This window comes from Pontibacillus yanchengensis Y32 (genome assembly GCF_000770635.1).
Classification (GTDB): domain Bacteria; phylum Bacillota; class Bacilli; order Bacillales; family BH030062; genus Pontibacillus; species Pontibacillus yanchengensis.
In genome coordinates, this window is record NZ_AVBF01000006.1 from 67,268 (window position 1) to 89,780 (window position 22,513).

General features: G+C 37.2%; 25 protein-coding genes. All 25 read left to right on the forward strand.

What is annotated here, in order from left to right; all coding sequences use genetic code 11:
- Window positions 1-14: 14 nt before the first annotated feature.
- Window positions 15-1,013: a flagellar motor switch protein FliM gene (gene fliM, locus N782_RS03830; RefSeq protein WP_036816382.1), complete on the forward strand. Its 999-nt coding sequence runs from the start codon at window positions 15-17 to the stop codon at window positions 1,011-1,013.
- Window positions 1,003-2,235, forward strand: coding sequence for a flagellar motor switch phosphatase FliY (gene fliY, locus N782_RS03835; protein ID WP_036816384.1), 1,233 nt, complete (start codon window positions 1,003-1,005; stop codon window positions 2,233-2,235). Before fliM ends, fliY begins: the two co-directional genes overlap by 11 nt.
- A gap of 27 nt (window positions 2,236-2,262) precedes the next feature.
- Window positions 2,263-2,625: a response regulator gene (locus N782_RS03840; RefSeq protein WP_036816387.1), complete on the forward strand. Its 363-nt coding sequence runs from the start codon at window positions 2,263-2,265 to the stop codon at window positions 2,623-2,625.
- A 13-nt stretch (window positions 2,626-2,638) separates the two neighbouring features.
- Window positions 2,639-3,316: a flagellar biosynthetic protein FliO gene (locus tag N782_RS03845; protein WP_052111160.1), complete on the forward strand. Its 678-nt coding sequence runs from the start codon at window positions 2,639-2,641 to the stop codon at window positions 3,314-3,316.
- Window positions 3,309-3,974, forward strand: coding sequence for a flagellar type III secretion system pore protein FliP (fliP, locus tag N782_RS03850; protein ID WP_036816390.1), 666 nt, complete (start codon window positions 3,309-3,311; stop codon window positions 3,972-3,974). The genes N782_RS03845 and fliP overlap by 8 nt, the downstream gene beginning before the upstream one ends.
- A 24-nt stretch (window positions 3,975-3,998) precedes the next feature.
- Window positions 3,999-4,268: a flagellar biosynthesis protein FliQ gene (gene fliQ, locus N782_RS03855; RefSeq protein ID WP_036816391.1), complete on the forward strand. Its 270-nt coding sequence runs from the start codon at window positions 3,999-4,001 to the stop codon at window positions 4,266-4,268.
- 3 nt (window positions 4,269-4,271) lie between these two features.
- Entirely contained in the window at window positions 4,272-5,054 is a 783-nt protein-coding gene (gene fliR, locus N782_RS03860; RefSeq protein WP_036816393.1) for a flagellar biosynthetic protein FliR, read from the forward strand.
- Window positions 5,054-6,136, forward strand: a complete 1,083-nt coding sequence (gene flhB / locus N782_RS03865; protein WP_036816395.1) for a flagellar biosynthesis protein FlhB — start codon at window positions 5,054-5,056, stop codon at window positions 6,134-6,136. The genes fliR and flhB overlap by 1 nt, the downstream gene beginning before the upstream one ends.
- Before the next feature lie 20 nt (window positions 6,137-6,156).
- Entirely contained in the window at window positions 6,157-8,190 is a 2,034-nt protein-coding gene (gene flhA / locus N782_RS03870) for a flagellar biosynthesis protein FlhA (protein ID WP_036816397.1), read from the forward strand.
- Window positions 8,187-9,329, forward strand: coding sequence for a flagellar biosynthesis GTPase FlhF (flhF, locus tag N782_RS03875; RefSeq protein WP_036816398.1), 1,143 nt, complete (start codon window positions 8,187-8,189; stop codon window positions 9,327-9,329). The genes flhA and flhF overlap by 4 nt, the downstream gene beginning before the upstream one ends.
- A complete protein-coding gene (locus N782_RS03880) occupies window positions 9,322-10,185 on the forward strand; it encodes a MinD/ParA family protein (protein ID WP_036816401.1) in 864 nt (287 codons plus the stop codon). Before flhF ends, N782_RS03880 begins: the two co-directional genes overlap by 8 nt.
- 6 nt (window positions 10,186-10,191) lie before the next feature.
- Window positions 10,192-11,271 carry a protein-glutamate methylesterase/protein-glutamine glutaminase gene (locus N782_RS03885; protein ID WP_036816404.1) on the forward strand — a complete coding sequence of 360 codons (1,080 nt, stop codon included), beginning with the start codon at window positions 10,192-10,194 and terminating at the stop codon, window positions 11,269-11,271.
- A 5-nt stretch (window positions 11,272-11,276) separates the two neighbouring features.
- A complete protein-coding gene (locus tag N782_RS03890; protein ID WP_036816406.1) occupies window positions 11,277-13,382 on the forward strand; it encodes a chemotaxis protein CheA in 2,106 nt (701 codons plus the stop codon).
- A gap of 17 nt (window positions 13,383-13,399) precedes the next feature.
- On the forward strand, window positions 13,400-13,870 hold the full coding sequence (locus N782_RS03895; protein WP_036816408.1) for a chemotaxis protein CheW: 471 nt from the start codon (window positions 13,400-13,402) through the stop codon (window positions 13,868-13,870).
- 6 nt (window positions 13,871-13,876) lie between these two features.
- Window positions 13,877-14,515 (forward strand): chemotaxis protein CheC, encoded by a 639-nt coding sequence (locus tag N782_RS03900; RefSeq protein WP_036816410.1) that lies wholly within the window; start codon window positions 13,877-13,879, stop codon window positions 14,513-14,515.
- Entirely contained in the window at window positions 14,508-15,005 is a 498-nt protein-coding gene (locus N782_RS03905; RefSeq protein WP_036816412.1) for a chemotaxis protein CheD, read from the forward strand. The genes N782_RS03900 and N782_RS03905 overlap by 8 nt, the downstream gene beginning before the upstream one ends.
- Window positions 15,005-15,376, forward strand: a complete 372-nt coding sequence (locus N782_RS03910; RefSeq protein WP_036816414.1) for a hypothetical protein — start codon at window positions 15,005-15,007, stop codon at window positions 15,374-15,376. Before N782_RS03905 ends, N782_RS03910 begins: the two co-directional genes overlap by 1 nt.
- A 33-nt stretch (window positions 15,377-15,409) precedes the next feature.
- Complete coding sequence (locus N782_RS03915; RefSeq protein ID WP_036816415.1) at window positions 15,410-16,189, forward strand: FliA/WhiG family RNA polymerase sigma factor; 780 nt, start codon at window positions 15,410-15,412, stop codon at window positions 16,187-16,189.
- A gap of 21 nt (window positions 16,190-16,210) precedes the next feature.
- Window positions 16,211-17,596 (forward strand): DUF342 domain-containing protein, encoded by a 1,386-nt coding sequence (locus tag N782_RS03920; protein WP_052111161.1) that lies wholly within the window; start codon window positions 16,211-16,213, stop codon window positions 17,594-17,596.
- Window positions 17,597-17,805: 209 nt separating this feature from the next.
- Window positions 17,806-18,339, forward strand: coding sequence for a DUF6115 domain-containing protein (locus tag N782_RS03925; protein ID WP_036816416.1), 534 nt, complete (start codon window positions 17,806-17,808; stop codon window positions 18,337-18,339).
- Between the two features lie 165 nt (window positions 18,340-18,504).
- Window positions 18,505-19,242 carry a 30S ribosomal protein S2 gene (rpsB, locus tag N782_RS03930; protein ID WP_036816419.1) on the forward strand — a complete coding sequence of 246 codons (738 nt, stop codon included), beginning with the start codon at window positions 18,505-18,507 and terminating at the stop codon, window positions 19,240-19,242.
- An 86-nt stretch (window positions 19,243-19,328) separates the two neighbouring features.
- A complete protein-coding gene (tsf, locus tag N782_RS03935) occupies window positions 19,329-20,213 on the forward strand; it encodes a translation elongation factor Ts (RefSeq protein WP_036816422.1) in 885 nt (294 codons plus the stop codon).
- A gap of 84 nt (window positions 20,214-20,297) precedes the next feature.
- Window positions 20,298-21,020, forward strand: coding sequence for a UMP kinase (gene pyrH, locus N782_RS03940; protein ID WP_036816425.1), 723 nt, complete (start codon window positions 20,298-20,300; stop codon window positions 21,018-21,020).
- A 2-nt stretch (window positions 21,021-21,022) separates the two neighbouring features.
- Window positions 21,023-21,580, forward strand: coding sequence for a ribosome recycling factor (frr, locus tag N782_RS03945; RefSeq protein ID WP_036816427.1), 558 nt, complete (start codon window positions 21,023-21,025; stop codon window positions 21,578-21,580).
- Between the two features lie 158 nt (window positions 21,581-21,738).
- Window positions 21,739-22,503 carry an isoprenyl transferase gene (locus tag N782_RS03950; RefSeq protein WP_036816429.1) on the forward strand — a complete coding sequence of 255 codons (765 nt, stop codon included), beginning with the start codon at window positions 21,739-21,741 and terminating at the stop codon, window positions 22,501-22,503.
- Window positions 22,504-22,513: the final 10 nt, after the last annotated feature.

A 22,513-nucleotide genomic window follows, 5' to 3' on the forward strand; every position in this document is an offset into this window, starting at 1 on the left:
GGAGGTGACGTTTTTTGGCTGAAGAGGTTCTTTCCCAGAATGAAATCGATGCTTTACTATCTGCTTTATCTACTGGGGAAATGGACGCAGATGATTTAAAAAAAGAAGAAAAAGAGCAAAAAGTGAAGGTGTACGATTTTAAGCGTGCCCTCCGCTTTTCAAAAGACCAAATTAGAAGTCTATCGCGGATACATGAAAACTTTGCTAGATTGTTAACAACGTTTTTTTCTGCACAGCTTCGAACATATGTACAAATTTCGGTAGCCTCTGTGGATCAAATTCCATATGAAGAATTTATTCGATCGATACCTAAGATGACTATCCTAAACATTTTTTCTGTAGCACCTTTAGATGGTCGAATCCTCTTAGAAGCAAATCCAAATATTGCATATGCAATGCTTGATCGTGTCCTAGGAGGAAGAGGAGTTAGTGTTAATAAAGTTGAGAACTTAACAGAGATTGAAACAAAAATCATGTCACAATTATTTGAAAAGACGATTGATAACTTACAAGAAGCCTGGAGTTCCGTAGTAGATATTGACCCTGAGCTTGATGAGTTTGAGGTAAACCCTCAATTTTTACAAATGGTTTCTCCGAATGAAACGGTAGTTGTCATTTCATTAAACACGGAGATAGGAGATTCTAGCGGTATGATTAATATATGTATACCTCATGTTGTATTAGAGCCTATTATTCCAAAACTATCCGTTCATTATTGGATGCAAACAGAAACGAAAGAACGTGAGCCAGGTGAGTATGAAGCATTAACGAAGAATATTCAAAAAGCTGAAGTTGAGATGAAGACTATTCTTGGTGAATCCTCGATGACCATAGAACAATTCTTACAACTAGCTCCAGATGATGTCATCCAGTTAAACCAAAACATAGATGACCCATTATCATTAAAAGTAGATAATGAAACGAAATTCCTTGTGCAGCCTGGAGAATCGAAGAAGAAAGTGGCTGTCCAAGTTCTAGAAGAATACAAAGGGGGGGACGATGATGATGAGTGATGATATGCTTTCTCAGGATGAAATCGATGCGTTGTTGAAAGGTACAGCAGATGAAGATACAAGTGAACAGAATCAAGCAGGCCAGCAACCCCCTGTGGAAGATTACTTGTCAACATTAGAGCAAGATGCATTAGGTGAAATTGGGAATATCTCGTTTGGTAGTTCTGCAACAGCTTTATCAAGTTTGTTAAATCATAAAGTGGATATAACTACCCCAACCATTTCAATGGTTGAACAAGATAAGTTATCAGATGAGTTTCCACAACCGAATGTAGCAATTCAAGTTACATATACAGAAGGCTTCTCTGGTATGAATTTATTGGTTATTAAGCAAACAGATGCAGCAATTATCGCTGATTTAATGTTAGGTGGAGATGGCACAGCTCCATCTGAAGAAATGAACGATATTCACTTAAGTGCAGTACAAGAAGCTATGAATCAAATGATGGGTTCTGCGGCAACTAGTATGTCGACAGTGTTTAATAAACGAGTAGATATCTCGCCACCAACCATTGATTTATTAGATGTGCAACAGGGTGAAGGTACAGAAACAATTCCTGAAAAGGATGTACTCGTAAAGGTTTCCTTCCAGCTTAAAGTTGGAAACTTAATCGATTCAAACATTATGCAACTTTTACCTGTTGAATTTGCAAAACAACTCGTTGATCAATTACTTAACCCACCAGAAGAGCAGGGTGGAAACCAACTAGATCAACCAGAAATGGCAAAAGAATCTGAATCGCAAATTTCCCAAACGTCCAGTAATCCAAATCCAGTGCAAAATAATGCAGGGAATCAATCTCAAACCGATTCGACATACCAATCTTCACCACAAGGGCAATCAGCTCCACAATCTACACAAGGACCGCAATACTTGGGTGGTATGCAAGGTGGTGCGGAGTCAACCATACAATCAGCCGCTTTTAGTAGCTTTGATCAAGTAGATTTACCACAGAATGAACAACGCAATTTAGATATGCTATTGGATATTCCGTTACGAGTTACCGTTGAGCTGGGACGAACCAAACGAACGATTAAAGAAATTTTAGAGCTTTCCTCAGGTTCAGTCGTAGAGCTTGACAAATTAGCTGGAGAACCAGTTGATATTCTAGTAAACGATAAACCAATTGCTAAAGGTGAAGTTGTAGTTATTGATGAAAACTTCGGTGTACGAGTAACAGACATATTAAGTCAAAAAGATCGCTTAAAGCGAATCCAATAAATCAATACCAATATAGGGGGAATTATCATGGCAAGTAAAATTCTAATAGTAGATGATGCAGCATTCATGCGTATGATGATCAAAGACATTCTAACGAAAAATGGATTTGAAGTTGTAGGAGAAGCTCAAGATGGAAATCAAGCAATTGAGAAGTATAAAGAACTAAATCCTGACTTGATCACGATGGATATCACAATGCCAGAAATGGATGGGATCACAGCGTTAAAAGAAATTAAAGGCATGGATCCTAATGTAAAAATTATTATGTGTTCAGCAATGGGGCAACAAGCAATGGTTATTGATGCTATCCAAGCTGGAGCTAAGGACTTTATAGTTAAGCCATTCCAGGCCGATCGTGTATTAGAAGCAATCAAAAAAGCATTAGGATAAGAGTAGGGGAATTATGAAGCTTCAAACAATCCTCAGGGTTTTAATAGTTTGTATCACACTAACAATAGTTCCTTTAGAACACATACATGCAGGTTCTAAAAGTGTTGATTGCGCCTATAACCCTGAAAAATGTCAAGACAACAATAACCCAAACGAACAAGGGGAAGAGGAACCATCAACTCCTTCCCCTGAGCAGAGTTCTAGTGACAGTCCATCTTTAGGTTGGCAAATCGTTAAGCTTGTATTTGCTGTTTTATTTATTGTAGCGCTTATCTATGGGTTGTTGAAATTTGTAAATAAACGAAACAAAATATTTCAAAATGTCAAAACGCTTGAGAATATTGGTGGCGTTTCTTTAGGTCAAAATAAATCGCTTCAAGTGGTGCGCATCGGAGAGCAATATTACGCAGTTGGAGTAGGAGATAATGTGGAACTCTTAACAGAAATCACCGATGAAAAAACGATTCAAGCTTTCCATCAACAGAATGATCAAGTGAGTTATTCACCAAGTTCCATACTTGCTAATGTTATTCCGAAAACGAAACAACAGTCAGAAAAAGAGGGTAAACAGTCCTCTAGTTCATCTGTACAATTTCAACAGTTATTCCAATCTGAGCTGAATTCGTTAAAGCAAAAAAGGAAGAAAGTGATGGATCAGCACCAAAAGCAGAAAGAGGATTCAGATGAATGAATTTATAGATGTATTCTCCAACTCAGATCCGACCAATGTTGCTACATCTGTTAAACTTCTACTTCTGTTAACGATACTGTCTCTAGCACCTAGTATATTAATCTTGATGACATCTTTTACTAGAATTCTAATTGTATTATCTTTTGTAAGAACGTCACTTGCTACACAACAAATGCCCCCTAATCAAGTATTAATAGGTTTAGCGTTGTTTCTTACGTTCTTTATCATGGGGCCTATATTTCAGGAAGTTAACGAAGAGGCTCTAACACCTCTTTTTAATGAAGAAATTACATTGGATGAGGCATACGAACGTGCAAGTGAACCTATGAAAGAATTCATGGCCACTCATACTAGGGAAAAGGATTTGGCTCTCTTTATGAATTATACAGAGATGGAGAGACCTGATACGATCCAAGAGATTCCCATTACAACATTGGTTCCAGCTTTTGCTATAAGTGAATTGAAAACAGCATTTCAAATGGGTTTTATGATATTTATACCATTTCTGGTGATTGATATGGCAGTGGCAAGTGTCCTCATGTCAATGGGTATGATGATGTTACCACCGGTCATGATTTCCTTACCTTTTAAAATTTTGCTTTTCGTTTTAGTAGATGGTTGGTACCTCATTTCTCATTCATTGCTTGAAGGATTTTAGAATTCTAGGAAGGAGGCCCCTTATATGAATAGTCAGTTTGTAATTGCATTAGCAGAGCGAGGAATTTATACAGTGCTTATTGTAACAGGTCCATTACTAATTTTAGCTTTGTCTGTTGGGCTACTTGTATCCATCTTCCAGGCAACGACACAAATACAAGAACAGACGCTTGCCTTTATCCCTAAAATTGTAGCTGTTATGGGCGGCTTAGTATTCTTTGGGCCGTGGATGTTATCGAAAATGGTAGAGTTTGCTGCAGGTATCTTTAATAATCTGAATCAATTTGTAGGGTAAGAGATGCTAGAGTTTATCGACATAAATAAATTACCAGCTTTTCTATTAATCTTTGTTAGAGTTACTGCTTTTTTTGTAACCATACCCATTTTTTCTTATAAAAATGTCCCAACACAGCATAAAGTAGGATTCAGCTTCTTCTTGGCATGGATTATGTATTACACAATTGATATACCAGAAATAACAATTGATGGGACCTTTTACATCTTATTGCTTAAAGAGACACTGGTTGGATTAGCAATTGGTTTTATTGCATATCTCGTATTAGCAGCCATCCAAATTGCCGGAGGTTTTATTGACTTTCAAATGGGTTTTGCAATTGCAAACGTAATTGACCCTAGAACAGGAGTTCAAAGCCCACTAATTGGCCAATATCTTTATACAGTAACATTACTATTTTTGTTGGCAGTTAATGCACATCACATGTTAATTGATGGAGTCTTCTACAGCTACGAACTTATACCTATAGAAAGTCTAGATGTAGGCTTTTCAAATCAATCTATGGCTTCTTTTGTAATTGATACATTTAATCAGATGTTCGTCATAGCTTTTCAAATGGCAATTCCTATAGTAGGTTGTTTATTTCTAGTTGACGTCGCATTAGGAATAGTGGCAAGGACGGTACCACAATTAAACGTGTTTGTAGTTGGTCTTCCACTAAAGATCTTTGTAAGTTTTGTTGTTATTTTAATTTCATTTGGGATGTTTACGATTTTGGTAAGAGACATATTTGAAATGATGCTTATGTCAATGAGAGGACTAATGAGGATAATGGGAGGTGCCTGATGAATCATCTTCGTTTAGATTTACAATTCTTTTCACAAGAAAAAACAGAAGAAGCTACTCCTAAGAAGCGGGAAGACAGCAGAAAAAAAGGTCAAGTAGCTAAGAGTCAAGATGTGAATACAGCACTTCTATTATTTGCAGTTTTTTTAATCCTTTTTGTAATTGGTAGCTTCTTAAGAGCTCGTTTTACTACTTTGTTTGAACAAAGCTTCAGTGAGTATATTACCTGGGAGGTAACACAAAACACTGTTCATGAAATTATGTTTGAATCAACTATGGAAATGGCAACCACCTTAGCACCTATTATGGGCATAGCGATTTTAGCTGGAGTTGCTTCAAACTTTTTGCAAATTGGAGTGTTGTTTACTGGTGAGCCTTTAAAAATTGATTTGAAGAAATTAAACCCCATACAGGGTGCAAAGAAAATATTCGCTGCTCGAGCATTAGTTGAATTGGTGAAGTCGTTGTTGAAAATTGGCTTTGTGGGCTCAGTGACCTTTTCAATTCTATGGTTTCGTCGGGAAGATATGATGGAGATGTCTCAAAAAGGGTTAGAAGCTGCAGTAGCATTTTTTGGACAAACAACTATCATAATGGGACTGGCAGCTTCGTTATTATTGCTCGTACTTTCTGTTATAGACTATACATATCAACGCTATGATCATGAAAAAAACATTCGAATGTCAAAACAGGATGTAAAGGATGAGCATAAGAACATAGAAGGGGATCCACAGATTAAATCTAAAATCAAAGAACGTCAACGACAAATGTCCCAGCAACGCATGATGAGTGAAGTGCCCGAGGCTGATGTAGTTATTACAAATCCTACACACTATGCAATTGCTATTAAGTATGATGAATCAAAAGCACAGGCACCGTACGTTGTTGCTAAAGGAGTCGATTATGTAGCCTTGAAAATTCGGGAGATTGCTAAGCAACATGATGTCGTAACTGTCGAAAATCGACCTTTAGCAAGAGCCATGTACGACACTGCAGAAATTGATGAAGCCATTGGAGAAGAGTTCTATCAAGCGGTAGCAGAAATATTAGCTTACGTCTACCGAATCCAAAAAAAAGCTTAAGGTAATAGGGAGAGAATTCTATGTCAGCAAGAGATTTATCGGTACTAGTGGGAGTTATTTTAATTATCGTCATGCTAGTTATTCCCCTGCCACCTGTACTATTAAGTGTCTTTATACTCATAAATATATCACTCGCACTAATGGTGATATTAGTGGCCATGAATACAACAGAAGCATTAGAGTTTTCCATTTTTCCTTCCTTATTGTTACTTCTAACTTTATTTAGGTTAGGGTTAAATGTCTCTACTACTCGATCTATTCTCGCAAATGCAGAAGCGGGTGGGGTAGTATCTACATTCGGAACATTTGTTACAGGAAATAGTGCATTGGTTGGGTTTGTAATCTTCTCCATCTTGGTCATTATACAATTCTTGGTTATCACAAAGGGTGCTGAACGTGTATCTGAAGTAGCGGCGCGTTTTACATTAGATGCCATGCCAGGAAAGCAAATGAGTATTGATGCAGATTTAAATGCTGGATTAATCTCTGAACAACAAGCAAAACAACGAAGAGAAAAAATTGAAAATGAAGCAGATTTCTATGGGGCTATGGACGGTGCCAGTAAATTCGTTAAAGGTGACGCCATTGCAGGTATCATTATTGTACTTATTAATATATTATTTGGACTCATTATTGGGATGACTCAAAAAGGAATGGGCTTTAGTGAAGCAATTGATACATACATGCGGTTAACCGTCGGGGATGGGCTAGTCAGTCAAATACCAGCCCTTCTTATTTCTACGGCTACTGGTATTACTGTGACTCGTGTAGCTTCAGAAGGCAATCTTGGGACAGACGTAACAGGCCAGATGTTACGGTATCCTAAACTTCTTTATATAGCAGGAGCAACTATCTTTATGCTAGGTTTAACTCCTGTTCCAATACTTATTACTACCGTTATAGCTGGGATTATGTTGTTTGGAGGCTGGTATCTCTCAAGGACTGCTGAACAACAAGAAGTACCTCACGAAGATGAGGGAGAGGAACAGGAAAGTTCAGAAATGCAATCTCCAGAAAATGTCGTGAATTTAATTAGTACAGATCCGATAGAATTTGAATTTGGCTATGCTCTCATTCCGATTGCTGATGCAAGTCAGGGAGGAGATTTACTTGATCGAATCGTCATGATAAGGAGACAATTAGCAATTGAATTGGGGCTGGTTATTCCCACAGTACGAATTCGAGATAATATACAACTCAATCCCAATGAATACCGATTAAAAGTAAAAGGGAATGAGGTCGCAAAAGGTGAATTACTTTTGGATCATTACTTAGCAATGAGTCCAGGTGTTGAAGATGATGCAGTAGAAGGGATAGACACACAGGAACCTGCATTTGGTCTACCAGCAAAATGGATTACAGAAGAGACGAAAGAAGATGCCGAAATGTTTGGATATACCGTGGTAGATCCTCCATCTGTTGTCTCTACACATATAACAGAAGTAATTAAACAACATGCACATATGTTATTAGGGAGACAAGAAACGAAGCAACTAATAGATCATTTGAAAGAATCTTATCCAATTTTAGTAGAAGAAGTCACACCAGAGCCTTTATCTGTTGGAGAAATCCAAAAAGTACTATCCAAACTTTTGAGAGAGAATATATCAATCAAGAATCTACCCATTATATTTGAAACGCTAGCTGACTTTGGGAAGATGACTAATGATACTGAATTACTTGCTGAATATGCGCGCCAGTCTTTATCCACACAAATCACTTATCAGTTTTTACAGGAAAACGATTCTATTAAAGTAATTACCGTGTCAGGAAAGGTTGAAAAGACTATCGCTGAACATGTTCAACAAACTGAACATGGTAGTTATTTAGCATTAGATCCAGAGTCTCAGCAGTCTATTGTACAATCTGTTGCACAGCAAGTTGAACAGCTCTCCTTACAAGAGGAGACCCCGATCGTTTTATGTTCCCCCGCTGTTAGGATGTACCTAAAACAATTGCTTGATCGTTTCTTACCTCAAGTTGTTGTCTTATCTTACAATGAGTTAGAGCCAACAGTTGAAGTCCAAAGTGTAGGGGTGGTGAATGTAGCATGAAGGTGAAAAAATTCGAAGCACCAACAATGCCCGAAGCCATGAGTCAAGTTCGAAAGGAATTAGGGAAGGATGCAGTCATCTTAAATTCCAAGGAAGTTCAAAAAGGAGGCTTTCTAGGTTTATTTCGAAAAACAAATATTCAAGTGATTGCAGCCCTTGACCCTCAACCCAAAGTAGAACAAAGTAATGAATCAAACCAGGTACAAGGCAACATACCGTATAAGGATCAAGTGTCAGATATAAATAAACAGCACTTTGATGAAAAAGAAAACCATGATATCAAAAGAGAGATTCAAGAACTCAGAACTTTGTTGGAGAATCAGTCAACGAAGAGTACAATTTACCCTGCTCCATTGCAGAAACTTTATGATACACTGTTAAACCAAGAATTATCAGAACGAACCTCTAAAGAGCTCATTGACCCATTGGTAGAAAAATATTATTTGTCTCAGAAAGAGATGACTGATCAGAGAGCAGTTGAATGGCTTCGTGAAGAATTGCATTATCATCTTCAATCCATTCCACTTGGAGGGATTGATTTTTCAAAGCAATTTGTTCATATTGTTGGTCCTACTGGTGTAGGTAAAACGACAACTATAGCTAAAATTGCAGCGGAAGCTGTTCTCAAACATAATAAGAAAGTAGCTTTTATAACAACAGACACTTTCCGGATTGCGGCCATAGATCAACTGAAAACATATGCCAAAATTTTGGATGTCCCTATTGAAGTAGCTTATAACTTAGATGATTATAAAAAAGCCAGGGAAACTTTCCAATCTTATGATCTCGTTTTAGTAGATACAGCAGGTCGTAACTTTAGAGACCCAAAATATGTGAGGGAACTGCAGAAGGTAGTAGATTTTACGGAGGATTTAGAAACCTATCTTGTATTATCAATAACTTCTAAGGTTCAGGATCTAGAAGAAATTTATTCACAGTTTTCAACTGTACCATTAAAAAAAATAATTTTCACTAAAGTGGATGAAACAGCTCAATTTGGAGGGATATTGGAACTTGTGCTTAAGCATAAAGTAGGTGTGGCGTACTTGACGAATGGGCAAAACGTACCAGATGATATAAAAGAAGCATCAATTGATCAGATCTTAAACAGGATAGTTGGTGAGCCCTCATATGAATGATCAAGCATATAATTTAAGGCAGAAGTTGAATAGTATAAAAAATCATTCAGAAGCTAAAACGATTGCTATTGCTAGTGGCAAAGGTGGGGTGGGGAAATCAAATTTCGCTTTAAATTTTGCTTTGTCGCTTACAAAACAAAATAAGAAAGTGTTGATATTTGACTTGGATATCGGTATGGGAAACATTGATATATTGTTAGGCTTATCTCCGCAGTATTCGATTGTAGATATGTTTGAGGAACACTTATCAATTTACGATGTAATTGAAACTGGTCCAAATTCCTTATCATACATTGCGGCAGGGTCAGGTCTTTCGAAACTATTTCATTTGAATGAATCGAAATCAGAATACTTTTTTAGTCAACTTCAAGAAATCATTGAGTGGTATGATTACATTTTCTTTGATATGGGCGCTGGTGTGACCGATGAAAGTTTAAATTTTATATTAGCAGCAAACGAATGTATTGTAGTAACTACTCCTGAGCCAACCTCCCTAACCGATGCATATGCGATGATAAAACATATTAGTAATAAGCAAACAACTTTGCCTATTTATCTATTAGTGAATCGAGCTCATTCACAAAAAGCAGGAGAACAAACGATGGAAAGACTACAAGATGTGGTGAAACAATTTTTGAATAAGTCGATACAACCATTAGGTATTCTTCCTGATGATAGGACTGTAACCAAGGCTGTGTCGAGACAAATTCCATTTGTTACATATGATGAACATTCTAAAGTAAGCCGTATGATTCATAATATAGTTGATCAGTACGTTCAAAATACTATTTCCATAGAGAAACAAACTAAGTTCCCGTTTGTATCTAAATTAAAACGCTTCATGCTAGAAAGGTAGATAGCCATGATCAATATCCGAGTATTAGTCATAGATGATTCGGCATTTATGAGAAAGATGATAAAAGACATACTTGAGCATGATACACGTTTTACGGTTCTTGGAACGGCAAGAAATGGAGAAGACGGCTTACAAAAAATCAAACAATTACAACCAGATGTAGTTACATTAGATATTGAAATGCCTAAGATGGACGGCTTAACATGCCTTCAACATATAATGAAAGAGCACCCATTGCCCGTTGTTATGCTTTCAAGTCTTACTCATGACGGTGCTGAGAGTACAATAAAAGCAATGGAATATGGGGCAGTGGACTTTATAGAGAAGCCTTCAGGGTCGATATCATTAGATATTAATATTAAGCAGGAAGAAATTATACAGAAAGTTTATGAATCATTTAAAGCGAATTTAAAAGAGGTTCAAACAGATAATTTAGAATATGAAGATATCCCTACAATTCCATACGAGCCACCATCAAGATTATTAACAGAGAAAAACTTAAAGAAAATTGTTGCCATTGGTACATCTACTGGAGGTCCCAGAGCTTTACAACAAGTTATTACAAAACTCCCAGTAGATATTCCCGCTCCAATTCTCATCGTTCAACATATGCCAGCAGGCTTCACTAAATCTTTAGCTAAAAGATTAAATGTGCTATCAGATATTGAAGTTAAAGAAGCAGAGAATGGTGAGATTATTCGAAAAGGGGTCGCTTATATTGCACCAGGTAATTACCATTTAAAAGTTCAAAAAGTAGGTTTATCTCTAGCGATTAAATTAGACCAAAGTGATACTAGAAATGGACATAGGCCCTCTGTCGACATAATGTTAGAGTCTCTGGCCAACTTAACCAACTACCAAGCCTACACTATTATAATGACAGGGATGGGTTCTGATGGTGCACTAGGATTACATTATTTAAAGTCAAGAGCACAACAAACTATTGCTATCACAGAATCTAGTGACTCAGCTATTGTTTACGGCATGCCAAAAGCTGCCGTACTAACTAATAAAGTAGAACATACAGTCCATGTAAAGGATATAAGCTATACCCTCGTTAATGTAATGGGGAATAATAAGGGGTGAAGAATATGGAAATGAGCCAGTACTTAGAAGTATTTATTGAAGAAAGTAAAGAACATCTACAAACCGTTAATGACTCTCTTTTATCTTTAGAAAAGAATCCTGAAGATTTAACCATCGTTAGTGAAATATTCAGAGCTGCCCATACCCTTAAAGGCATGTCAGCTACAATGGGGTATCAAGATTTAGCAAATTTAACTCATAAAATGGAGAATGTATTAGATGCTGTTCGTAATCAACAAATAGAGGTTGATTCAAACATACTGGATATTGTATTTGATGCAGTCGATGACTTAGAAGCAATGGTTACGGATATATCAGCAGGTGGCAGTGGTGAGCGTAACGTAGAAGTTGTTGTTGGAAAGCTGAAACGTATTGAACAAGGCGAGAAGCCTGCTGATGTTCAACAATCAAATGATGATAGCCTAAATCAAGATCGAATGATGGAAACAGAAACAGAATCATCTCAATCTGAAACTATTACTGATTTAGATGAATTTGAGTTAACTGTATTACAAGAATCTGATGAGCGTGGATTTACGAATTATCAGATTGTTGTAGAACTAAGAGAAGATTGTCTATTAAAAGCTGCTCGAGTATATATGGTATTTGAAGTATTAGAGCAAATCGGTGAGGTTATCAAGTCAAAACCTTCCGTTGACCAACTTGAAGAAGAAAACTTTGAGAATACATTTTCTATTTTAATTGTTTCACAAGAATCCAGTGAAGAGATACAAAGTAGAGTAGAGAAAGTATCAGAGATTAATAAAGTTGATGTAACGGAGTTCTCTGTTAATCAATTTAAAGAACAGTCACAATATAATGAACAAACCTCTAGTCCTGATTCTGAAGTTAATCAAACTGATTCAGAAAATGAGACCGAAGCAACAACCTCTTCTGTAGCTACAATGACACCACCTCAAGAAAAAGCAGAAGAACCTTCAAAAACAAAGCAACAACCTTCTCAAAACAAAACAATAAGAGTAAACATCGAGCGATTAGATGTGTTAATGAATTTATTTGAAGAGTTAGTCATTGACCGTGGGCGCTTAGAGCAAATTTCCAATGATTTAAATCATACAGAGCTTCAGGAAACTGTCGAACGAATGTCTCGGATTTCGGGAGACTTACAAAACATCATTTTGAACATGAGAATGGTCCCTGTAGAGCAAGTATTCAACCGCTTTCCAAGAATGGTAAGACAATTAGCTCGTGATCTTAACAAGAAAGTGAATCTTGATATTTCAGGAGCAGAAACAGAATTAGATCGTACAGTAATCGATGAAATTGGAGATCCCCTTGTTCATTTAATTCGTAATTCCCTTGACCATGGTATTGAGAGTCCAGATAAGCGAGTTCAACATGGTAAGCCAGAGGAAGGGACCCTTTCCCTTGAAGCTTATCATAGCGGAAATCATGTATTTATAGAAGTTTCTGATGATGGCGGTGGGATTAACCGTGATAAGGTACTAGAAAAAGCCATTTCTAATGGTGTTATTACGCAAGAACAAGCTAAGGGTCTTTCAAATCAGCAGGTTTTCGATTTGATTATGGAAAGTGGGTTCTCTACAGCGGATAAAGTTTCAGATGTTTCAGGTCGTGGCGTAGGTTTAGATGTAGTTAAGAATACAATCGAATCTTTAGGTGGAACCATCACTATTGATTCAAAGTTAGGGGAAGGTTCTGTATTTTCCATCCAGCTACCGCTAACATTATCTATAATTTCAGTTATGCTTGTAGAAGTTCAACATGAGAAGTTTGCTATTCCACTTTCATCTATTATAGAAACGGCAATAGTTAAAAAAGATGACATCATGCATGCTCATAACAAAAAAGTGATTGATTTTAGAGGTAGAGTTGTTCCTTTAGTTTTCCTAAAAGATGTCCTAGATGTTCCAGTTGAATTAGAACAAGGCGATTATTATTCCATTGTACTAGTAAGAAAAGGAGATAAAATGGCAGGACTAGTAGTCGATTCGTTTATTGGACAACAAGAAGTTGTATTGAAATCATTAGGTAATTACCTAACAAACGTGTTTGCAATTTCTGGAGCTACTATCCTTGGTGATGGCCAAGTAGCGTTGATTTTGGATAGCAATGCATTAATTAAATAAAAAATGGAGGAGATTCCATGTCTGAAAATAGTTTGCAAGATGAAAAAGTAATTGTGTTTCAGCTAAATGAAGAAGAATATGGGGTGCCTGTCCAGCAAGTTGGCTCTATTGAGAGAATGCAGCATATTACTAGAGTTCCTCAAACATCCGAGTTTGTAAAGGGAGTTATTAATCTAAGAGGAGTTGTAACTCCTATTATTGACCTTAGAACTCGCTTTAATTTAGAAGAAGTAAACTATAACGAAAGCACTCGTATTATTATTGTCTATATTGAAGACATGGAAGTAGGATTGATTGTGGATGAAGCAAACGATGTAATCGATATCCCTTCAGAAGCAATAGAGCCTGCTCCAGAAGTGGTAGGTACGATAGAGGTAGAATACATTAGGGGTGTAGCCAAGTTAGAAAAACGGTTACTTATTTTGTTAGACTTACCGAAAATCTTATCCTTTGAAGAATATAAAGAATTAAAGACTGTGGAAGGGTAACTGGTTATGACGTTTATTGACAGATTTTCTACCTATCACCTAGACATTTTACGTGAAATAGGAAATATAGGTGCAGGACATGCAGCAACTTCTTTATCAAAATTATTAAACCAAAAGATTGATATGACTGTTCCTGCAGTGCGTTTGGTTTCTTTTGATGAAATGATGGACATTGCAGGAGGACCTGATCGTGTTATTGTTTCTGTATTCTTAAGAATTGAAGGAGATGCACCTGGGAGTATGTTCTTTATTGTCCCTCCAGAACAAGCGGACCGTTTAGTAAGGCAGCTTACAGGAGATACGTCATTCACATTTGAATATTCATCTGAGAATGACATGGCATTTTCTGCAATTCTTGAATTAGGGAATATTTTATCTGGTTCCTATTTGAGTTCATTATCTGATTTTACTCAGTTATCCATCTTACCATCTGTTCCCTCTGTCTCTGTTGATATGGTGGGAGCTGTTCTGAGCTACGGATTATTAGAGCTCTCTCAACAGAGTGATCATGCCATAGTAGTAGATACATCCTTAAATGAAGGGGAAGCATCTGGACAAGAAGTAAACGGACATTTCTTTCTTTTACCTGACCCCGACTCTTTTGAAACGATTTTTAACGCGTTGGGAGTTACAGAGCATGAATAAAACTATGTCCGTTATAAAGGTCGGTATAGCTGACTTAAACATTGTTCAAGCTCCCAACACCATTCGCACTTCTGGTCTAGGCTCTTGTGTAGGTATTGTTCTTTTTGATTCTACCACTAAATTAGCAGGTATGGCCCATATTATGCTACCTACGTCTACTATGGCGAAAGAAACAAAAACAAATACAGCAAAATATGCTGATACAGCAATCCCAGCTCTTATACAAAAACTTTTGGATAAAGGTGTTAAGAAGTATGCAATGAAAGCTAAAATTGCTGGAGGAGCTCAAATGTTCCAGTTTTCTTCTTCTTCTGACATGATGAGAATTGGTCCTCGTAATGTAGAAGCAGTAAAAGAACAATTGGAACATGTTCGTGTACCTCTTGTAAGTGAAGATTGTGGAGGGAATAGTGGACGAACAATTGAGTTTGACCCTGAAACAGGGTATTTAGAAATTCGAACAGTCAATAAAGGTGTGTCACAGATATAATGGTAGGAACAGCTTTATGGAATTTAATTTTTGCATGTTTTGGTGGACTACTAACATTTTTTCTATCTCAATCAACTAATACAATATCCACTACAATGATACGTAGCACTCTTGTATTCGTATTGTTCTTTCTTGTTATGTTTGTCTTGCGATGGATTCTACAGTTCATTAATAAAGCACACAATGTCGAGGAAGATTCCTTAGTACCAAAAAATGAAAAAGGAAATGCGAACCAAAAGAACCAAAATGTAGAAGAGGAGTTATCGCATCCTCAAGATGGGGAAGAAAACAAAAGAGAAGACTTTTCAGATGACGAAGCAAAACAAACATCTGAAATGATACGCGAGCTTTTGAAAAATGATGACAGGTAGTTTTGAAATCTAACATCGTCGAGGAGGGTCATTATGACAAACCATTCAGCTCCTCAGGAACAACAGCTATGGGAAAAGTGGGAGAAGGAAAGGGATATGGATGCAGCAAATGATCTAGTTCAAGCTTATATGCACCTTGTTCATTATCATGTACATCGGATAGGTGCTCATCTCCCGCAAAATGTAAATAAAGAAGATATTAAAAGCTTAGGTTTAATGGGGCTTTATGATGCTATTGAAAAATTTGACTTAACACGAGATTTGAAGTTTGATACCTATGCATCTTTTCGCATACGAGGGGCTATTATTGATGGATTGCGTAAAGAGGATTGGTTGCCACGTTCTGTTAGAGACAAGTCAAAAAAGATAGAGAACGCCTCAGAAAAACTAGAGCAAACACTGCAAAGACCACCTTCTGCTCAGGAAATCGCAGAAAAGCTAGGTCTTCCAGTAGAGGAAGTGGAAGAAGTCGTTAAAGATACGTTATTTGCTAACGTCTTATCTATGGAAGAAAAGCCAAAGGATTCCAATAGTGATCATAAAGAAGGTATTGGTTACTCGATACCAGATCCAAGTACAAGCCCCCCTGAAACAAATCTCGTAAAAGAAGAAAATTATGATGAACTAGCAGAAGGAATCAAGCATTTAAACGAAAAAGAGCAACTGGTTATAAGTTTATTTTATAATGAAGAATTAACATTAACAGAAATCGGAAATGTATTAGATTTAACTACATCACGAATATCTCAAATCCATGCTAGAGCCTTATTTAAACTTCGTAAAATTTTAACTCAAATTGAATTAGTCAATTAGATGGAGGCAGGGGGAGTTTCTTTGGGGATAGAACAATTTGAAGAATTCTTTACATTGAAAATCAGCTCAGATAAGATGACAGCCTTACTACACTTGAATAAAGAATACCATTTGGATATTTCCTTTACTGAAGAGGAATTAATAGAAGAATTGGAACAGCGTTCTGTTACATATGGTTTTCAACATGATATGGTGAAGTTGGTTTCTAAAGGGTTGAAGACTGATGGATTCCCAGTCGTGATTGCTGAAGGAACATCTCCTCAACATGGGCAGGATGGAAGTGTGAAATATGAAACAACCCTTCATTCTCAAAAACACGTCCAATCTAATGGACCTATAAATTTTAGAGAAGTAATGAATATCCCGTCAGTACATGAAGGAGAAAAATTGTTAACTATTGTTAATCCTACTAAAGGAAAATCAGGGAAAAATGTTCTGGATGAGTCTGTCCAACCTAAACAAGGTAAACCGGTTAATATAAAAGCTGGTAAAAATGTAGAATGGAATCAAGCTAAACAAGCAATGTATTCTACTCAGGATGGTCAGGTAAGTATTGGTGAAAAAGTCATTCATGTTTATCCTTATTATGAGGTATCCGGTGATATCGATATGAGGACAGGGAATCTTGAATTTATAGGAACTATAGTCATTAGAGGAAATGTACCCAATGGTTACACCATCAAAGCGGATGGGGATATTAAAGTATATGGGTTAGTAGAAGGTGCAGCACTACTAGCTGGTGGATCCATCTATATCTCGGAAGGAATTGCAGCTTCTTCTAAAGGAGAAGTTAAGGCAGGTCTTGATGTACAAGTAGGTTATGTGAACCAAGGTAATATTGAGGCAGGAAGAGATATCAAGGTTGAAAATTCAATCCTTCACAGTCACTGTGTTGCCAGAGAACATATTTATTGTGAAAAAGGTAGTATCATAGGCGGTGCCTTATCTGCTGGTACACTTATTCAAGGTAAAGACATCGGCAATAGAATGAGTACGACTACCGAACTTTTCTTTGGAGTGAATAAGAAAACAATAGAGAAGGAGCAAACACTTCAAATAAAGCAAGCGGAACTTAAAGATTCGATTAAGAAGTTAACACTAATAGGTGAAAAATTGAATAAAAAGAAAGAAATAACGGGGTTAACTTCTAAAGAAAGGATTACTCTTTTAAGACAACGTAATTCAATAGAGGTTACAGAACAACAGTTAAACGATGTAGAAGAACAACTGGACGCCCTTGGTATAAATAATGATGACAATCCTAAAGCGCAATTAAAGGTCGATGGAACCCTGCATTCAAATACATATCTTTCTTTTGGTAAATATAAACGCCACATTTTACACGCTAATAAACGAGTGAAAGTAGAATTGGTAGATGGGGAGATTTCCATTCTATCAAGAGATTAAGCTATCGTTTGTCTAGAGGATGGAATAGATATGAGTTGAAAGGGTGTAGAGCTACAAGTCAAACTCCTGTGAATCCAGAATGCCATTTAGATTTATGGAAGTGATGTACACTCAGATATTAACGAATCGGAAGAGGCAGCAACCCTAGTAAACACAAATCACCCTTATCTTAGACTAGGAAAAGATTTTAAAGGGTAAGAGGGGACGATATGATACTATTTTTATTAGTTATTAGCTTTCTGCTTCATGGGGTAACTATATTTATGTTGATTACCTTATCGTTACGTGTAAGTAAAGCTAAGGAATTGGAGATGAAGCAAGAAAAGGTTGCAAAAGAAATAGAAGAAAGTTTTACAGCCTATCTAATTGAAATTAAGGAAGAAAATCAACGCCTGATGAATATGTTGGACAAAAGTGGCCAGACTGTTGATACGAATTCCCTTTCCGAAGAAAGCAGAAGTGATAAAGCTAGCACTAATCAAGAACATGAAGCGGGTAAAGAAGAAGATTATGGACGTGATCTCTCGTCACAATCCCCTGGTCCTTTCGTGCAGGGGAGGGAACAAAAGAATGATCAAAGTACTTTTACCCCTATAATGCCAGAGGATCAAGCTGATACATATGAACCAAGCCTGCAATCAACGATTTATCAACTCTATGATCAAGGGTATTCAAAAGAAGAGATTGCAAAGAAATTAAATTGTGGAAAAACAGAAGTCGAATTAATGTTAAAATTTCATTAATAAATATAGAAAATACGCTTGAATGGTGAAGGGTCATATGGTATAGTTACTTTTGGTGTTAATACACACGTTTGTCGATTTACACGGGTGGTGCTCTAATAAGAGTCCTTGTGTAAAGATGAGACAAGCGGAGGAGAAATAAAAACCATTAGGAGGAAACACATCATGTCTGTAATTTCAATGAAACAGCTTTTAGAAGCAGGTGTTCATTTTGGACACCAAACTCGTCGTTGGAATCCGAAAATGAAGAAATATATCTTCACGGAGCGTAACGGCATTTACATCATCGACCTTCAGAAAACTGTTAAGAAGGTAGATGAAGCGTTTAATTACGTTAAGGAAGTAGCTGAAAATGGCGGTAACATCCTTTTCGTTGGAACTAAAAAACAAGCTCAAGAATCCGTTAAGGAAGAAGCAACTCGTGCAGGTATGTACTACATTAACCAACGTTGGTTAGGTGGAACTCTAACGAACTTCCAAACTATTCGTAAGCGTATTAATCGTCTAAAAGACATTGAACGCATGGAAGAAGACGGTACTTTCGAAGTACTACCTAAGAAAGAAACTGTAGATCTACTAAAAGAAAAAGATCGTCTTGTTAAATTCCTAGGCGGAATCAAGAATATGGAAAGTCTTCCAGATGCAATGTTTATCATTGACCCACGTAAAGAGCGCATCGCTGTAGCGGAAGCGCACAAATTAAACATTCCTATCGTCGGAATCGTAGACACAAACTGTGATCCAGATGAGATCGATTATGTGATTCCTGCGAACGATGATGCTATCCGCGCTGTGAAACTTCTAACTGCTAAAATGGCAGACGCTGTGCTTGAAGCAAAGCAAGGCGAAGAAGTTGAAGAAGCAGAAGTAGAAGCTGAACAAGCAGAAGCGGCACAAGAGTAAGGAAGGTTTGAAAGGTGATAAGAGGGAAGAACCTTTTATCACCTTTTTTTCAGAAAAAAACCGAATTATTTAAAGGAGGATTTACCATGGCAGTAACAGCTAAAATGGTTAAAGAACTGCGTGAAAAAACAGGCGCAGGAATGATGGATTGTAAAAAAGCCCTATCTGAAGTTGAAGGTGACATGGAAAAAGCAGTAGCATACCTTCGTGAAAAAGGTATCTCTAAGGCTCAAAAGAAACAAGACCGTATCGCTGCAGAAGGCTCAACACATATTGAGGTAGACGGTAATACTGCCGTTATCTTTGAAGTTAATGCTGAGACAGACTTTGTTGCAAAGAATGAACAGTTCAAGCACTTACTTAACGAACTAGGTACTCACCTTGTTAAACAACAACCTGCAAATGTAGAAGAAGCTCTTGAGCAGAAACTACATGGTGAAGGTGATACTCTTAACGATTATATTACAGAAACGATTGCTAAAATTGGCGAGAAAATCTCTCTTCGACGTTTTGAAATCGTAGAAAAAACAGATAACGATGCATTCGGGGCTTATCTTCACATGGGTGGTCGTATTGGCGTTCTATCTCTTCTTGAGGGTACGACTGAAGAATCTGTAGCCAAAGACGTTTCTATGCACGTTGCTGCAGTTAGTCCTCGTTATATTAATCGCGAAGAAGTTCCAGAAGAAGAAGTGAACGCAGAGCGTGAAGCTCTTAAGAAAGAAGCTCTTAACGAAGGCAAGCCGGAGCACATTGTAGAAAAAATGGTAGAAGGCCGTCTTGGCAAGTTCTATGAAAGTGTTGTTCTTACTGAGCAAGCATTCGTAAAAGACCCAGACAAAAAGGTTAAAGAATATGTTCAAGAACAAGGTGCTACTATCAAAGGCTTCGTACGTTACGAAGTTGGCGAAGGAATGGAAAAGCGTGAAGATAACTTCGCTGAAGAAGTTATGAACCAAGTTAACAAGTAAAACAAGATAGCTTGGAGAGGGATAGGGGACACGGTGTGTTCCCTATTTTTCAAAAGCTTACATAAACGAGTGATGGAGGTAATTATGACAACAGCTCATTACCGTCGTGTGGTATTGAAATTAAGTGGTGAAGCCTTAAGTGGTCCAGAGGGATACGGGTTAGATCCAGAGATTATACAATCGGTAGCTCGACAAGTTAAAGAAATATCTGAGCTAGGTGTGGAAGTCGCTGTTGTAGTAGGCGGTGGAAACATTTGGAGAGGCAAAGTAGGAAGCGAAGTAGGCATGGATCGTGCGACAGCTGATTACATGGGTATGCTTGCTACAGTCATGAACTCATTAGCACTTCAGGATAGTTTGGAGAACATTGGAATCCCAACTCGTGTTCAAACTTCTATCGAGATGCGCCAAGTGGCTGAACCTTATATTCGCCGAAAAGCTATTCGTCATTTGGAGAAAAAACGTGTTGTGATTTTCGCAGCAGGTACAGGTAACCCGTATTTCTCAACAGACACAACAGCAGCACTTCGAGCAGCAGAAATTGAGGCTGACGTAATCCTAATGGCAAAAAATAATGTTGATGGTGTGTACAACGCGGACCCTAAACAAGATGAAAACGCCAAAAAATATGAAGAACTATCCTATTTAGATGTCTTGAACGAGGGGTTAGGAGTAATGGATTCAACTGCTTCCTCTTTATGTATGGACAATGACATTCCACTTTTAGTATTCTCTATTATGGAAGATGGCAATATAAAACGCGCTGTTTTAGGCGAAAGTATTGGTACAATAGTAAGGGGGAAATAATAATGCCAGAATCACTTATGAAAGAAACTCGTGAACAAATGGATGAAGCGGTAAGTGCATTTACGCGTCAACTAGCTACAGTTAGAGCCGGTCGTGCAAATCCAGCCATTTTAGATGGTGTGAAAGTAGACTATTATGGTGCAGTAGTTCCTTTGAATCAACTTGCAACAATTTCAGCTCCAGAAGCTCGTATGCTTGTTATTACACCATTTGATAAATCCTCAATTAGTGATATTGAGAAAGCTATTCAAAAGGCAGACCTTGGTCTTTCTCCATCTAGTGACGGAAACATTATTCGTATTAATATTCCTGCACTAAATGAGCAACGTCGTAAAGATTTATCAAAGATTGTAAAAAAGTACACGGAAGAAGCGAAAGTGCAAGTTCGTAACATTAGACGTGAAACGAACGATCAACTTAAAAAGCTTGAGAAAAGTGGAGACCTTACTGAAGACGATCTTCGTGACTACCAAGATCAAGTTCAAAAGGAAACAGACAAACGCATTGCTGAAATGGATAAAATCGCAAAGAACAAAGAAGAAGAAATCATGGAAGTTTAATGGATTTCCTAGTACAATGAATGTGAAGCCCTCTTGAAAAAAAGGGGGTTTTTCACTTTCAGCTAATCAACAGATTGTAACAGATTGGCTTTCGCTTTTAAGGCGAAAGCCACATTTTTCTATAATCATACTATTTAGCCCCTTATGGAGGATCTTGTATGTTTTTAAAACTTCCTTTTAAGAAACAAAAAACTACAAATACTGAAGAAATACAGCTCGATCATAGCAATTTACCAAAACATATTGCGATTATTATGGATGGCAATGGGAGATGGGCGAAAAAACGCGGACTCCCTCGTATTGCTGGCCATAAAGAAGGTATGGATGTAGTAAAGAAAATCGTTCGTAAATCTTCTGATCTTGGCTTAGATGTTCTTACGCTTTATGCGTTTTCTACTGAAAATTGGAAACGTCCAAAAACGGAAGTCGAGTTTTTGATGAGGCTTCCTGACGAATTTTTAAATACATATTTACCTGAGCTAATTGAAAATAATGTACGAGTTGAAACGATAGGAGCATTTGATCAACTCCCAAAACATACGAAGCAAGCGGTTGAGAATGCTAAGGAACAAACAAAAGACAACACAGGTTTGATCTTAAACTTTGCTCTTAACTATGGTAGTAGGGGAGAATTAATAAGTGCTGTAAAATCAATAGTACAAGATGTGCAAGATGGTGAAAGAACACTAGAAGATATAAATGAATCTACTTTCGAATCGTATTTATATACTCATAAATTACCAGATCCAGATTTGCTCATTCGCACAAGCGGTGAGATTAGACTAAGTAACTATTTATTATGGCAATTAGCTTATTCAGAATTTTGGTTTACCGAAATATTATGGCCAGATTTTGATGAGGACCTTTTCGAAAAAGCAATCCATGACTACCAAAAACGTAAACGTAGGTATGGAGGAGTATAGGGTGGAATAA